We start from the raw sequence: 14,498 nt of genomic DNA, 5'->3' as shown, positions 1-14,498 counted from the left end.
CGTTCGGTCGGACTGCGCGATCAGACCGCGTTCGCGAGATCGGCCGCGCTCGTGAACGAGTCCGCGTAGAACTCGTCTTCCGGCAGCTTGTGATGCTGCGTGAAATCGCGCTGAGCCGATTCGACCATCACCGGCGCGCCGCACGCATAGACCTGATAAGCCGACAGATCGGGCAGGTCCTCGATCACCGCGCGATGCACGAAGCCCGTGCGGCCGGTCCATGCGTCGCTCGCGTCGGGCTCGGAGAGCACCGGCACGAACCTGAAGTTCGGAATCTCGCGCGCCCATTGTTCGGCGAGTTCGAGCAGATAGAGGTCTTTCTTGCGGCGCGCGCCCCAGTAGAGCGTGATTGGCCGCGTGATGTTCTTGAACACCACATGCTCGACGATCGCCTTCAACGGCGCGAAGCCGGTGCCCGACGCGAGCAGCACGATCGGCTTGTCCGAGTCTTCGCGCAGGAAGAACGTGCCGAGCGGTGCTTCGAAGCGCAGGATGTCGCGCTCCTTCATCGTGTTGAAGACGTGATCGGTGAACGCGCCGCCGGGCATGTGGCGGATGTGCAGCTCGATCGGGCCTTCGGTGTGCGGCGCGTTCGCCATCGAATAGCTGCGGCGTTTGCCGTCTTTCAGAATGAATTCGAGGTACTGGCCGGCCAGATATTGCAGGCGCTCGTTGGCGGGCAGTTGCAGCTTCACGACGATCACGTCGTCGGCGCGGCGCTCGATCGCGCTCACGCGGCACGGCAGCTTCTTGACCTGCACGTCGCCGACGCCGGCTACTTCGCGGATGTCCACTTCGAGATCGGAGCAGGCGGTCGCGCAGCACAGGAGCGCCATGCCGCGCGTCTTTTCGTCGTTCGACAATGCCGACGACGAATGCGCGCGCTGTTCGATTTCGCCGCTCACGACGGTACCCTTGCACGAACCGCACGCGCCGTTCTTGCAGCCGTACGGCAGGCCGATGCCTTGACGCAGGGCGGCGGAGAGCACCGGTTCGTCCTGTTCCACCTGAAACTGCCGGCCGCTTTGCCGGAGCGTGACGTTAAATGCCATAAAGTTGTTCGAAATCGAAAAGTCGGAATCGTTATCGGACCCGCCGGATCAACCGTGCGGTACCTGCCGCATGTGACGGCTACAATGCGTCCACCATGAAAGCGACACGAAACTTCCGCCGGCCGCGCGTGCTGATCGTTGGATGCGGCGACGTCGGCATGCGCTGCGTGCCCTTGCTGCAACCGCGCGCGCATGTCTTCGCCTTGACGAGCCACGCGCAGCGTTGCGCCGAACTGCGCGCCGCGGGCGCGACGCCGCTTGTCGGCGATCTCGACGAGCGCCGCAGCCTCAAACGGCTCGCGGGCCTCGCGCCGACGGTGCTGCATCTCGCGCCGCCGCAGAAGTCCGGCGACGACGACCGCCGCACTCGCGCATTGCTTGCGGCGCTCGGTGCCGCGCGCGGTGCAGCGGGTCGCATGGGTCACATGGGCCGCAGTACCGTGGGCCATATGGCCGCTGCCGCGATGGGTCCGGCCGTCGCTCCAATCGCACGAATGCGCCGTGCGCGCGCTTCATGTCTGGATGCTGAAACACCCGGTATTGTACCCGACAGGGTACGCTGGGCCGCCGCTGCGCGCGCACCGGTGCGCCACGCGCCGCACATCGTTTACGCGAGCACGACGGGCGTCTACGGCGACTGCGGCGGCGCGTGGATCGACGAAACACGCGCGGCGAGGCCGGCCAATGCGCGCGCGAAACGGCGCGTGTCGGCGGAGCAGCAGTTGCGGCGCGCGACCGCGCGCGGTGTGGTCGCTGTGAGCATCGCGCGGATTCCCGGCATCTATGCGCGCAACCGCCTGCCGCTCGCGCGGCTCGAGAAAGGCACGCCGGCGCTCACCGCTGCCGAGGACGTCTACACGAACCACATTCACGCCGACGACCTTGCCGGGATCCTCGTGCGCCTCGCGACGCACGGCAAACCGGGGCGCGTGATCCACGCGTCCGACGATTCGTCGCTGAAGATGGGCGAGTACTTCGATGCGGTCGCCGACGCGTTCGGTCTCGCGCGCGCGCCGCGTATCACGCGCGCGCAGGCCGAGGAGCAGCTCGATCCGAGCTTGCTGTCGTTCATGCGCGAATCGAGACGGCTCGTGAACCGGCGTCTCAAGGAAGAGTTGCGCGTGCGTCTGCGCTATCCGAGCGTCGCGGATTTCTTGCGGGAAGTGTGAGGGTCGCGCAGGGCAAGACGAGGGAGGGGTGCGGGGGAGCGCGGGGGGCGCAACACGAAGACGGCCCTCACGAGGCATCGCTGCCTCGCAAAACCGCTTGCCCGTCGCGCTGGATCAAACGGCCGCCCTGATGCGCCGGCAACACCGGCGCGGCCCGTCCGGCTCAGGTCAGCGCTGGCATCACTTCCAGCAGCAGGAAGCACAGCATCCCGCCAATCAAGGCGCCGATCAGGCTCGGATGATACCTGTGCCGCAGCCGCATGATGACCAGCAATCCGCCGATCAGCAGCAGCGCCAGACAGATAAAGGTAACCATCGCCTGCGAGATCGCGCTCGTGCCGTCGATATGCATGGCGTTCCTCCTTGAAACCTTTGTATTCGTTTGTTTAAACGAGTATAGGGCGACACGTAAGGAACGGCATGCTGCGCTGCAGCGCACGTATGTGCGATACACGCGCCATGCGCGCGGGCTTTTCCCGGCGCATCAAGGGCTTATGCGGGCACTAGCGGCTCAGTAGCGGTTTACCCGCTCAGTAGAGAACCGAGGCCGGTTTCGTCGAGCCATTGCCACGCTCCGGGCGCGAGCGTCGCGGGCAATGCGAGCCCGCCGATCCGCTCGCGATGCAGCGCTTCGCAACGGTTGCCGCAGGCCGCGATCATCCGCTTGACCTGGTGGTATTTGCCTTCGAGCACAGTGAGCGCGAGCGTGTGCGGATCGCGCGCGTGCGCTTCGAGCGCAGCGCTCGGTTTCGTCTCGCCGTGCAGCAGCACGCCGTCGCGCAATGCGTTCAGTTGCGCGTCGTCGAGCGGATGGCGCGTGGTCGCGACATACAGCTTCGGCACCTTGCGTTTCGGCGAGGTGAACTGATGCACGAACTTGCCGTCGTCGGAGAGCAGCAAAAGACCCGTGGTGTCCTGATCGAGGCGGCCCACGCACTGCACGCCGCGCTCGGCGAATTGCGGCGGCAGTAGACTGAACACGCTCAGATGATGCTGCGGATCGCGCGAACATTCGTAGCCGGCCGGCTTGTTCAGCAACAGATACGCGTGCTCGCGATACGGCCACTCGATGCCGTCGACACTAAAGCGCAGCGCGCCGTCGTCGACGGGGAAATCGGCGTCGGCGTCGGTGCACACGGCGCCGCCGATGCTCACGCGCGCATCGCCGATCAATGCGCGGCATTGCCGGCGCGAACCGAAACCTTGAGTGAAGAGAATGCTTTCGAGATTCATGGCGAGCGAAGAATAACACCGCAAGAAGCGGAGCGCCGCGCAACGGCTAAGCGGCGACGATGGACTCCTCATCCTGAACTGCATGAACCCTGGGAGTTCGTCGATGCACGCCACGTCTTCATCCTCTGCCGCGAGCCGTTTGCCCGCCGCGTTCCACCGCCTCGCCTGGTCGAATCTGTGCGCGCAATCGGCCGAGCAGATCAGTCTCGCCGCCGCGCCGCTCGTCGCGGTGTTCGCGCTCAGCGCGAATGCGCGCGACACGGGTCTGCTGCAAACGGCGCAGACACTGCCGTTCCTGCTGCTCTCGATCCCGCTCGGCGTCTGGGCCGACCGCCGCTCGCGCCGCGTGCTGATGACGCTTGCCGAAAGCGTGCGCGTGCTCGCGATGCTGTGCGTGCTGCTGCTCGTTCTCACGCATGCGCTGAGCCTGCCGCTGCTCGCCGCGTTCGGCTTCGTCGCCGCGACCGGCACGGTGGCCTACAACGTCGCGGCGCCTTCGCTCGTCCCGTCGATCGTGCCGCGCGAGGCCTACGCGAATGCGAACGGCCGGCTCGAACTCGCGCGCAGCGTCGCGTATTCGGCGGGACCGGCGGCGGGCGGCTTGCTGGTCGGCTGGATCGGCGCGGGCTGGGCATATGGCGGTGCCGCGGCGTTATCGGCGCTCGCTGTCGCGTTGCTCGCGGGCTTGCGCGAGCCGCCACGCGCCGCCGTGCCGCCGCGTCACTTCATGCTGGAGTTGCGCGACGGCACGCGCTTCGTGTTGCGCGATGCGCTGCTTCTGCCGATGCTCCTCACCGCGGTGTTCTTCAACCTCGGTTTCTTCATTCTGCAAGCGGTGTACGTGCCGTACGCCGTGCATCGGCTCGGGCTCAGCGCGTCGGCGGTCGGCGTGACGCTCGGCGCGTATGGTGTCGGCATGGTCTGCGGCGCGCTCGCCGCGCCCGCGATCGCGCGGCGCCTCGTGTTCGGCCGCATGCTCGTCATCGGGCCGACGTGTGGCCTGCTTGCGTCGCTCGTGATGGTCGCGACGCTTATCGCGCCATCGTTCTGGCTCGCGCTCGCGAGCTTCTTCCTGCTCGGCGTGGGGCCGATCCTGTGGGTCGTCGGCTCGACGACGCTGCGTCAGGCGATCACGCCCGAGCGGATGATGGGCCGCGTGTCGGCGCTCATCAGCACCGCGACCTACGGCGCGCGGCCAGTGGGTGCGCTGCTTGGCGCGGTGCTCAGCGCGCGCTGGAACATCGACGCGTGCCTCGTCGCGGCCGCCCTCGCGTTTCTCGTGCAGGCGCTGATCATTTTCATGTCGCCGGCGGCGCGGCTCGCGAGCATTCCCGAGCAGGGCGCAGCGGCGTGCTGAGACCAAGAACCCGGCGATGAAAATGGATTTTCATCGCCGGTCGAGCGGGCGGAAGCGACAAAGCCCCTTGTCAGAGGGTGTTTTATCGGTAAAAACCCTCAATTCATGAAAATGAATTTTTTCCTGAGCACGTTCTATGTAAATATACTTTCATTCAATTCAGCTGGAACGACCGCGCCTGTCTGCTCGCATGATTCATCACTCATCCGCTGCTTCCAGTCCCGCCGAGCAGGCCATTGCCGCGCGTATCGTCACGGCCATGCCGACCCTCACGCCGATCCACCGGCGCATGGGCGAGTACGTGCTGGCCAATCTGTTTCGCGCGGCGACCATGCGGATCGACGAACTCGCGAGCGTGGTCGGCGCCTCAGTGGCGAGCGCGAATCGCTTCGCCCGCGCGCTCGGCTTCGATGGCTATCCGCAGTTTCGTGAGGCGCTCGTGCGCGGCTTCGAGGCGACGCTCGCGCCGGTCGAACGGCTGCGCAGCGCGCAGGAGTCGCTCGCAGCCGGCGATAACCTGATCGATGCATCGCTCGAACAGGCCATCAACAATCTGCACGCGACGCGCACGTCGATCGATCGCGCCGCGGCCGACGCCGCCGTCGACGCGATCATCACCGCGCGCCGCGTATTCGTGCTCGGCTTCGGCGCGAGCGCGTTTCTCGCGAGCCTGATGGAGCACGGCTTGCTGCCCTATCACGACAACGTGCGCTCGCTCGCGCTGATCGGCGGCCCGTCGCACGCGGCCCGGTATCTGGTCGGTTCGAGCGAAGGCGATCTGGTCATCGGCATCGCGTTTCCGCGCTATGTCGACGACACGATCGAACTCGCGCGCCGTGCGGCCGGGCGCGGCGCGCGCGTGCTCGCGCTCACCGACTCTCCGCGCTCGCCGCTTGCGCAGTTCGCGGACCTCTCGCTGTATGTGCGCACCGACCGGCGGCTCGCGTCGAATGCCGATTCGGCCGTGCTGGCCGTGATCGAAGCGCTGTGCGATGCGGTCGCGTATCGCGCGCAACGCTCGGTGAAAGCGGCCGCCGAGGTCAGCGAATTCGTGCTGCCGTGGCTCGTCGATCCGCAGAGCGGCTCGGCGCACCCAATCGACGAACCGGCGCGCGCCGCGAGCCAGCGCGCACGGACCAAAACAACCCGCACTCCACAATCCAAACGATGAATTCCAACGCAGTCATTGCCATTCATGGCGGGGCAGGGACGATCCTGCGTACGTCGATGTCGGCCAGCGCCGAAACCGAATATCACGCGGCGCTCAACGCGGTGCTGAGCGCCGGCCAGCGCGTGCTCGCCGAGGGCGGGAGCGCACTCGACGCGGTCAGCGAAGCGGTGCGTCTGCTCGAGGACTGCCCGCTCTTCAACGCGGGCCACGGTGCGGTCTACACGGCGGCCGGCACGCACGAACTCGACGCTGCGATCATGGATGGCCACACGCTCGACGCCGGCGCGATCTGCTGCGTGAAGCGCGTGCGCAATCCGGTTCTGGTGGCGCGCCGCGTGCTTGAACGCAGCGAGCACGTGCTGTTCACCGGTGAAGGCGCGGAAGCGTTCGCGGCGGCGCAGGGACTCGAGTTCGTCGATAACGGCTACTTCGATACCGAAGCGCGCTATCGCCAATGGCAACTCGCGCGCGAGCAGCAGCGCCCGATGCTCGATCATGATGGCGCGACGCTCGCCGCGGCCGCCGATGCCACTCCCGATGCCACTTCCAATGCCGCGTCTGAAGCGAAGGGCGATGCCATGCCGCACGAGCCGATCGATCCGAACCGCAAGTTCGGCACGGTCGGCGCAGTCGCACTCGACCGCCACGGCCACGTGGCCGCGGCGACGTCGACGGGCGGCGTCACCAACAAGCAGGTGGGCCGCGTCGGCGACACGCCGCTGATCGGCGCGGGCTGCTACGCGGACGACGCGACTTGCGCGGTGTCGACCACCGGCTCCGGCGAAATGTTCATGCGCATGGTCGCCGCCTACGACGTCGCCGCGCAGATGGCCTACCGCCGGGTCACGCTCGAAGAGGCCGCGCACGACGTCGTGATGAACCGCCTGCCCAGGATCGACGGACGCGGCGGCCTCGTCGCCGTCGACGTGCATGGCAACGTCACGCTGCCGTTCAATACCGAAGGCATGTACCGCGGCTTTGCGCGGCTCGGCGAAGCGCCGGTGACGGCGATCTATCGTTAGCCATTCACCGCTTCGCCACTTCTCCTGAACTCTCGTTAGCCGCGTTCGAATTCAAAGGAATCACCGTGCCGACTTCATCGCACACCGCCCGCCCGCTTATCGAAACCATGCCGCCGCAACGCGTGCTCGCGGTCGACGATCTGACGGTCGCGTTCCGCCGTGGCGGCTCGACCTTCAACGCGGTGCGCAATCTGTCGTTGACGGTCGAGCGTGGCGAGACGCTGGCGATCGTCGGCGAATCGGGCTCGGGTAAATCAGTCACCTCGCTCTCGCTGATGCGCTTGATCGAGCATGGCGGCGGACGTCTCGCCGGCGGCAGCATCGCGTTCCGGCGGCGCGACGGCAGCGTGCTCGATCTCGCGAAAGCTTCGTCCGGCACGATGCGCACGATTCGCGGCGCCGACATCGCGATGATCTTCCAGGAGCCGATGACCTCGCTCAATCCGGTCTTCACGGTGGGCGATCAGATCAGCGAGGCGATTGCGCTGCATCAGGGCAAGAGCCGCGAAGCCGCGCGAGCCGAAACGCTGCGCTTGCTCGAACTCGTGCGGATTCCTGAAGCGAAGCGCGTTGCCGCGCGCTTTCCGCATCAACTGTCGGGCGGCATGCGCCAGCGCGTGATGATCGCGATGGCGCTCTCGTGCAAGCCCGCACTGCTGATCGCCGACGAGCCGACCACCGCGCTCGACGTGACGATCCAGGCGCAGATCCTGCAACTGATCCGCGGTTTGCAGGACGAGATGAACATGGGCGTGATCTTCATCACGCACGACATGGGTGTGGTCGCCGAGGTGGCCGACCGCGTGCTCGTGATGTATCGCGGCGAGAAGGTCGAAGAGGGCGCGGCGGACACGCTGTTCGCCGCGCCCTCGCATCCTTATACGAAGGCGCTGCTCGCCGCGGTGCCGCGGCTTGGCTCGATGCAGGGCACCGATCAGCCCGCGCGCTTTCCGATCCTGAGCGTCGAGGAGGCGGGAGCGAACGGCGCCGATGCGGCCGTGCAGCCCGCCGCCGCGGTCGCCGATGAAGCGCAGCCGCCGGTGAGCGACGAGACGCCGCCGGTTCTGCGCGTGCGCGATCTCGTCACGCGCTTTCCGGTTCGCAGCGGTGTGTTCGGCCGCGTGACGGGCCGCGTGCACGCGGTCGAAAAAGTCAGCTTTGATTTGCGGCCAGGCGAGACGCTCGCGCTCGTCGGCGAATCGGGCTGCGGCAAATCGACCACGGGCCGCTCGCTGCTGCGGCTCGTCGAAAGCCAGAGCGGTTCGATCGAATTCAATGGCAAGGAAATCAGCTCGTTGACGGGGCCCGCGTTGCAGACCTTGCGCCGCGACATCCAGTTCATTTTCCAGGACCCGTTCGCGTCGCTCAATCCGCGTTTGACCGTGGGCTTCTCGATCATGGAGCCGCTGCTTGTGCACGGCGTCGCGCAGGGCGCGCAAGCGCAGGCGCGCGTTGCGTGGCTGCTCGAGAAGGTCGGCTTGCCGGCTGAGGCCGCGCGTCGCTATCCGCATGAATTCTCGGGTGGGCAACGTCAGCGTATCGCGATTGCACGCGCGCTCGCGTTGAATCCGAAAGTCGTGATCGCCGACGAATCCGTGTCCGCGCTCGATGTGTCCGTGCAGGCCCAGATCGTCAATCTGATGCTCGATCTGCAACGCGAACTCGGCGTTGCGTATCTGTTCATTTCGCACGACATGGCGGTGGTGGAGCGCATCAGTCATCGCGTCGCGGTGATGTATCTCGGCCAGATCGTCGAGATCGGTCCGCGTCGCGCGGTGTTCGAGGCGCCGCAGCATCCGTACACGAAGAAGCTCATGAGCGCGGTGCCGGTCGCCGACCCCGCGCGCCGTCACGCGAAGCGCATGCTCGCCGCCGACGACATCCCAAGTCCGATCCGCGCGCTGCACGACGAACCGGTCGTCGCGCCGCTCGTCGCGGTGGGACCGGGTCACTTCGTCGCGCAGCATCGCGTCGGTGGCGCTTACTAAGCAGAACGACTCATTACATTAGACCTTAATCCGTTTCATCTCGCAGCCTGGAGCAACCTCATGAACCTGCTGGTCCCGTCCTTTCCGTTTCGTTTGCGCGCGCTCGTCAGCGGCGGCGCGGTGGTGTTCGCGATGCTCGCGGGCAGTGTGGCGCACGCCGAAACCACGGCCGTGATGGCCGTCGCGTCGACCTTCACGACACTCGATCCGTACGACGCGAACGACACGCTCTCGCAAGCCGTTGCGAAGTCGTTCTACCAGGGACTGTTCGGCTTCGACAAGGACATGAAGCTCGTCAACGTGCTGGCCGACAGCTATGAAGCGAGCCCCGACGCGCGCGTCTACACGTTCAAGCTGCGCCACGGCGTGAAGTTCCAGGACGGCACCGACTTCAACGCGGCCGCGGTGAAGGCGAACTTCGACCGCGTGACCGACCCGGCGAACAAGCTCAAGCGCTACAACATGTTCAACCGCATCGAGAAGACCGAAGTGGTCGATCCGTACACGGTGCGCGTCACGCTGAAAGCGCCGTTCTCGGCGTTCGTCAACGTGCTCGCGCATCCGTCGGCGGTGATGATCTCGCCGGCCGCGCTGAAGAAGTACGGCAAGGACATCGCGTTCCATCCGGTCGGCACGGGTCCGTTCGAACTCGTGAAGTGGGACCCGGCGGGCGACCTGACCGTGAAGAAGTTCGACGGCTACTGGAAGAAGGGCTATCCGAAGATCGACGCGATCGACTGGAAGCCGGTCGTCGACAACAACACGCGCGCCGCGCTCATGCGCACCGGCGAAGCGGACTTCGCGTTCCAGGTGCCGTTCGAGCAGGCCGCGCAGTTGCAGTCGAGCCCGAAGGTCGACCTGATCGCGGCGCCGTCGATCATTCAGCGCTACATCAGCCTGAACATGAACCAGAAGCCGTTCGACAACCCGAAGGTGCGCGAGGCGCTGAACTACGCGATCAACAAGGAAGCGCTGACGAAGGTCGCGTTCGCCGGCTACGCAACGCCTGCCGACGGCGTGGTGCCGCAGGGCGTCGACTATGCGGTCAAGCTCGGCCCCTGGCCGTACGATCCGGCGAAGGCGCGCGAGCTGCTGAAGGAAGCCGGCTACCCGAACGGCTTCGAAACGACGCTGTGGTCCGCGTATAACTACTCGACCGCGCAGAAGGTGATCCAGTTCGTGCAGCAGCAGCTTGCGCAGGTCGGCATCAAGGCCAGTGTAGAAGCGCTCGAAGCGGGCCAGCGCGTCGCCAAGGTGGAGAGCGCGCAGGATCCGGCGAGCGCGCCGGTGCGCATGTACTACACGGGCTGGTCGTCGTCGACGGGCGAAGCCGACTGGGCGATCAGTCCGCTGCTCGCGGGGTACTCGTTCCCGCCGAAGATGGTCAATACCGCCTACTACAAGAACGATGCCGTCGACAACGATCTGAAGCAGGCGCTCGAAACCATCGACCGCACGCAGAAGACCGCACTCTACACCGATGCGCAGAAGCACATCTGGGCCGACGCGCCGTGGATCTTCCTCGTCAAGGAAAAGATCGTGTACGCGCGCAGCAAGCGTCTCTCGGGTGCTTACGTCGCGCCGGACGGCTCGTTCAACTTCGACGAGATCGCGATCAAGTGATAACCGGATTGGTTTCATGCTGAACTTCCTCGTCAAACGTCTCTTTGGCCTGCTGCCGACGCTCTTCATCGTCGCCGTGCTGGTGTTTCTGTTCGTGCATCTGTTGCCCGGCGATCCGGCGCGGCTCGCCGCCGGTCCCGAAGCGGACGAGGCGACCGTCGCGCTCGTGCGCTCCGACCTCGGCCTCGACAAGCCGTTGCCGCAGCAGTTCGTCAACTTCTTCTGGCGTATCGCGCACGGCGACTTCGGCGTGTCGACGCGCAGCAAGCGGCCCGTGAGTCAGGAAATCGCCGAACGCTTCATGCCGACGCTGTGGCTGACGATCGCGAGCATGGTGTGGGCGGTCGTGATCGGCATGGCGCTCGGCATCGTTTCAGCGGTGTGGCGCAACCGCTGGCCCGACCGGCTCGGCATGACGCTCGCGGTGTCGGGCATTTCGTTTCCCGCGTTCGCGCTCGGCATGCTGCTCATGGAGATTTTCTCGGTGAAGCTCGGCTGGCTGCCGATCGTCGGCGACGGTTCGTGGCGCAGCTACGTGCTGCCGTCGCTCACGCTCGGCGCGGCGGTCGCGGCGGTGATGGCGCGCTTCACGCGCGCTTCGTTCGTCGAGGTGATGCACGAGGATTTCGTGCGCACCGCGCGTGCCAAGGGCGTGCCCGAGCGGCTCGTGATCGTCAAGCACTGCCTGCGCAACGCGCTGATCCCCGTCGTCACAATGATGGGTCTGCAATTCGGCTTTCTGCTCGGCGGCTCGATCGTCGTCGAAGTGGTGTTCAACTGGCCAGGGCTGGGGCGCCTGCTCGTCGATGCCGTGGCGATGCGCGACTACCCGATCATCCAGGCCGAGGTGCTGTTGTTCTCGCTCGAATTCATCATCATCAACCTGATCGTCGACGTGCTGTACGCCGTGATCAATCCGACCATCCGTTTCAAGTGAGGCGCGCATGAGCACCACTGCCACCGGGCCGAACGCGGCCAACGCCGCTTCCGCCGAACGTGCGATCCGCACGCCGTGGAGCGAGTTCTGGCGCAAGTTCCGCAAGCAGCACGTCGCGATGGCGGCCGGCGTTTTCGTGCTGCTGCTGATCGTGGTCGCGATCGTCGCGCCGCATATCGTGCCGTACGACCCCGAGAATTTCTTCGACTACGACGCGCTGAACGCGGGACCGTCCGCGGCGCACTGGTTCGGCGTCGATTCATTGGGCCGCGATATTTTCAGCCGCATTCTCGTCGGTTCGCGCATTTCGCTCGAAGCGGGTTTTCTGTCGGTAGCGATCGGTGCGGCGATCGGCACGTTCTTCGGACTGCTCGCCGGTTACTACGAAGGCTGGTGGGACCGCATCACGATGCGCGTCGCCGACGTGCTGTTCGCGTTTCCCGGCATTCTGCTCGCGATCGGCGTCGTGGCGATTCTCGGCAACGGCATGATCAACGTGATCTGCGCGGTGGCGATCTTCAGCATTCCGGCGTTCGCGCGGCTCGTGCGCGGCAATACGCTGATGCTCAAGCAGCTCACGTATATCGAGGCGGCACGCAGCATCGGCGCGTCGGACTGGACGATCATCGTGCGGCACATCCTGCCGGGCACAATTTCGTCGGTCGTCGTGTATCTGACGATGCGGATCGGCACGTCGATCATCACCGCAGCGAGCCTGTCGTTCCTCGGCCTCGGCGCGCAGCCGCCGACGCCCGAATGGGGCGCGATGCTCAACGAAGCGCGCGCCGATATGGTGACCGCGCCGCATATCGCGCTGTTTCCGAGTCTTGCGATTTTCCTGACCGTGCTCGCGTTCAACCTGCTCGGCGACGGTCTGCGCGACGCGCTCGATCCGAAGCTGGATCGACCATGAGTAACGCTAACTATTCCGGTGAGCGTGCGCCGCATATCGGCACGTTGCCGGCCGGACCGCTCGGCACGATCGCCGATGTGGAAGGTGTGAGCGTCGGACATTGCACGCTCGCTGAAGGCGCGCTGCAAACCGGCGTGAGCGTGATCCGTCCGCATCGCGGCGATCCGTTCGCCGACAAGGTGCCCGCGGCGGCGTCGGTCATCAATGGTTTTGGCAAGAGCGTCGGGCTCGTGCAGGTCGAGGAGTTGGGCACGCTCGAAACTCCGATCGCGCTGACCAATACGTTCGGCGTCGGCGCGATCGCGCAGGCGCAGATCAGGGCGGCGATTCGCGCGAATCCGCGCATCGGTCGCGAATGGCCGACGGTCAATCCGCTCGTATTCGAATGCAACGACGGCTACCTGAACGATATTCAGGCACTGGCGGTCACCGAACAGCATTTCAACGAAGCGTTCGACGCCGCGAGTACTGACGTCGCAAGCGGCGCGGTCGGCGCGGGGCGCGGCATGTCGTGCTTCGATCTGAAGGGCGGCATCGGCAATGCGTCGCGTGTGGTGAACGCAGCGGGGCGCGCTTATACGGTCGGCGCGCTGGTGCTCGCGAACTTCGGCCGCTTGCCGATGCTGACGATCGACGGCACGCCGCTCGGCCGTGTGCTCGCGCAGCGCGCGGCCGGGGCCACCACCGTTAATGCCGCTAACGTCACTCACGCCGCCGCAGCCAGCGCGACGGCCGACAAGCCCGAGCAAGGTTCGATCATCATGATCGTCGCCACCGATGCGCCGCTCGACGCGCGCCAGTTGAAGCGCCTGTCGTCGCGCGCGGCGGCGGGTCTCGCGCGCACCGGCTCGGTGTACGGCCACGGCAGCGGCGACATCGCACTGGCGTTTTCCACCGCCTACACCGTGCCGCACGGCGCCGACCGTGTCACGCTGCCGCCGCTCGTCGCCGATCACTGCATGGACCCGCTGTTTCGCGCCTGCGCCGACAGCGTCGAGCAGGCGATCGTCGATGCATTGTGGAGCGCGGAATCCGTGACCGGCCGCGACGGCCACCGGCGTGTTTCGCTGCGCGACAGCGCACCGGACCTCGTCCAACTCCTGAAGACTCCTGAGCAATGAAAGTCCTCATTTCCGCCGATATCGAAGGCGTGGCCGGCGTGTTCCATGCCGAGCAGACACGCGCCGGCAACGGCGAATACGAAGCCGCGCGCCGCTGGATGACGCTCGAAGCCAACGCCGCCATCGAAGGCGCGTTCGCGAGCGGCGCGACCGAGGTATGGGTCAACGATTCGCACGGCGGCTTTCGCAACCTGCTGCCCGATCTGCTCGATCCGCGCGCGCAAGTCGTGCTCGGCAAGCCGCGCACACTCGGCATGATGGCCGGAGTCGAATACGGCGCCGCGCTCGTCTTCATGATCGGCTATCACGCGAAGGCGCAAACACGCGGCATCCTCGCGCACACGATCAACAGCTTCGCGTTCGCGCGCGTCGCGTTCAACGGCGTCGAACTCGGCGAAGCAGGGGTGTACGGTGCGCTCGCCGAAGAATATGGCGCACGCGTCGCGCTTCTATCGGGCGATGACGTATTCGCCGAGGAAACCGCGCCGCGTTTTCCGGGCGCGCGTTTTGTCGTCACGAAGCGCGCGACCGGCAATGCGAGCGGGGTTACGCAGTCGCCCGCGAGCGTGCGCGAGATGCTCCATGCCGCTGCGCGCGACGTGGTCCGTCAGCACATCGATGAGGGGCGGGCGCCGCAGGCGACGCGCGCAGAGGCGCAGCCCGTCGAGTGCGAACTGCGCGTGCAAACGAGCGCGCTCGCCGATCTGTTCTGTCAGTGGCCGACGCTCACGCGCGTCGATGGCGTGACGCTGCGCTTTGACGCGGCGTCGGCCGAACATGCGGTGCGGATGCTCAACTGCCTGTCGGCGATGTCGTTCATGCTGCGCTGAGCGGCCGGCTCGGCTCGCGTTGCGTTCCTGCCTGAAGGTTCACGATCCGTCCGCTTCGCGACGGGAGCCGTCCATCCGCCGC

General features: G+C 66.1%; 13 protein-coding genes. 10 read left to right on the top strand and 3 right to left on the bottom strand.

Annotated elements, in window-relative coordinates; translation table 11 throughout:
• Positions 1–20: 20 nt before the first annotated feature.
• Positions 21–1,052: a CDP-6-deoxy-delta-3,4-glucoseen reductase gene (locus B9Z01_RS31940; RefSeq protein ID WP_085489549.1), complete on the bottom strand. Its 1,032-nt coding sequence runs from the start codon at positions 1,050–1,052 to the stop codon at positions 21–23.
• 95 nt (positions 1,053–1,147) lie between these two features.
• Between B9Z01_RS31940 and B9Z01_RS31935 the strand changes: the two genes are divergently transcribed.
• On the top strand, positions 1,148–2,221 hold the full coding sequence (locus B9Z01_RS31935) for a Rossmann-fold NAD(P)-binding domain-containing protein (protein ID WP_085489548.1): 1,074 nt from the start codon (positions 1,148–1,150) through the stop codon (positions 2,219–2,221).
• Positions 2,222–2,384: 163 nt separating this feature from the next.
• Here the strand turns inward: B9Z01_RS31935 and B9Z01_RS31930 are convergent, their stop codons facing one another.
• Positions 2,385–2,573 carry a hypothetical protein gene (locus B9Z01_RS31930; protein ID WP_085489547.1) on the bottom strand — a complete coding sequence of 63 codons (189 nt, stop codon included), beginning with the start codon at positions 2,571–2,573 and terminating at the stop codon, positions 2,385–2,387.
• A 170-nt stretch (positions 2,574–2,743) separates the two neighbouring features.
• Positions 2,744–3,454 carry a pseudouridine synthase gene (locus B9Z01_RS31925; RefSeq protein ID WP_085489546.1) on the bottom strand — a complete coding sequence of 237 codons (711 nt, stop codon included), beginning with the start codon at positions 3,452–3,454 and terminating at the stop codon, positions 2,744–2,746.
• Between the two features lie 103 nt (positions 3,455–3,557).
• Here B9Z01_RS31925 and B9Z01_RS31920 point away from each other — a divergent pair, with 103 nt between their 5' ends.
• The 9 genes from B9Z01_RS31920 (at position 3,558) to B9Z01_RS31880 (ending at position 14,416) form a co-directional block, all read left to right on the top strand.
• Positions 3,558–4,811 (top strand): MFS transporter, encoded by a 1,254-nt coding sequence (locus B9Z01_RS31920; RefSeq protein ID WP_085489545.1) that lies wholly within the window; start codon positions 3,558–3,560, stop codon positions 4,809–4,811.
• Between the two features lie 190 nt (positions 4,812–5,001).
• Positions 5,002–5,982: a MurR/RpiR family transcriptional regulator gene (locus tag B9Z01_RS31915; protein WP_085489544.1), complete on the top strand. Its 981-nt coding sequence runs from the start codon at positions 5,002–5,004 to the stop codon at positions 5,980–5,982.
• Entirely contained in the window at positions 5,979–7,004 is a 1,026-nt protein-coding gene (locus B9Z01_RS31910; protein WP_085489543.1) for an isoaspartyl peptidase/L-asparaginase family protein, read from the top strand. Before B9Z01_RS31915 ends, B9Z01_RS31910 begins: the two co-directional genes overlap by 4 nt.
• A gap of 107 nt (positions 7,005–7,111) precedes the next feature.
• The gene (locus tag B9Z01_RS31905; protein ID WP_338047435.1) at positions 7,112–8,992 is read left to right on the top strand and encodes a dipeptide ABC transporter ATP-binding protein; all 1,881 of its coding nucleotides are present in this window, start codon (positions 7,112–7,114) and stop codon (positions 8,990–8,992) included.
• A 60-nt stretch (positions 8,993–9,052) separates the two neighbouring features.
• Positions 9,053–10,615 carry a glutathione ABC transporter substrate-binding protein GsiB gene (gene gsiB, locus B9Z01_RS31900; RefSeq protein WP_085489541.1) on the top strand — a complete coding sequence of 521 codons (1,563 nt, stop codon included), beginning with the start codon at positions 9,053–9,055 and terminating at the stop codon, positions 10,613–10,615.
• A gap of 16 nt (positions 10,616–10,631) precedes the next feature.
• Positions 10,632–11,552 carry a glutathione ABC transporter permease GsiC gene (gsiC, locus tag B9Z01_RS31895; protein ID WP_085489540.1) on the top strand — a complete coding sequence of 307 codons (921 nt, stop codon included), beginning with the start codon at positions 10,632–10,634 and terminating at the stop codon, positions 11,550–11,552.
• Between the two features lie 7 nt (positions 11,553–11,559).
• Entirely contained in the window at positions 11,560–12,465 is a 906-nt protein-coding gene (gene gsiD, locus B9Z01_RS31890; protein ID WP_085489539.1) for a glutathione ABC transporter permease GsiD, read from the top strand.
• The gene (locus B9Z01_RS31885) at positions 12,462–13,586 is read left to right on the top strand and encodes a DmpA family aminopeptidase (RefSeq protein WP_085489538.1); all 1,125 of its coding nucleotides are present in this window, start codon (positions 12,462–12,464) and stop codon (positions 13,584–13,586) included. Before gsiD ends, B9Z01_RS31885 begins: the two co-directional genes overlap by 4 nt.
• The gene (locus B9Z01_RS31880; protein WP_085489537.1) at positions 13,583–14,416 is read left to right on the top strand and encodes a M55 family metallopeptidase; all 834 of its coding nucleotides are present in this window, start codon (positions 13,583–13,585) and stop codon (positions 14,414–14,416) included. Before B9Z01_RS31885 ends, B9Z01_RS31880 begins: the two co-directional genes overlap by 4 nt.
• Positions 14,417–14,498: the final 82 nt, after the last annotated feature.

Source organism: Paraburkholderia susongensis (genome assembly GCF_900177725.1).
Classification (GTDB): domain Bacteria; phylum Pseudomonadota; class Gammaproteobacteria; order Burkholderiales; family Burkholderiaceae; genus Paraburkholderia; species Paraburkholderia susongensis.
Note: the sequence above shows the minus strand (reverse complement) of the source record. Positions and strands in the feature narration are given on the sequence as shown.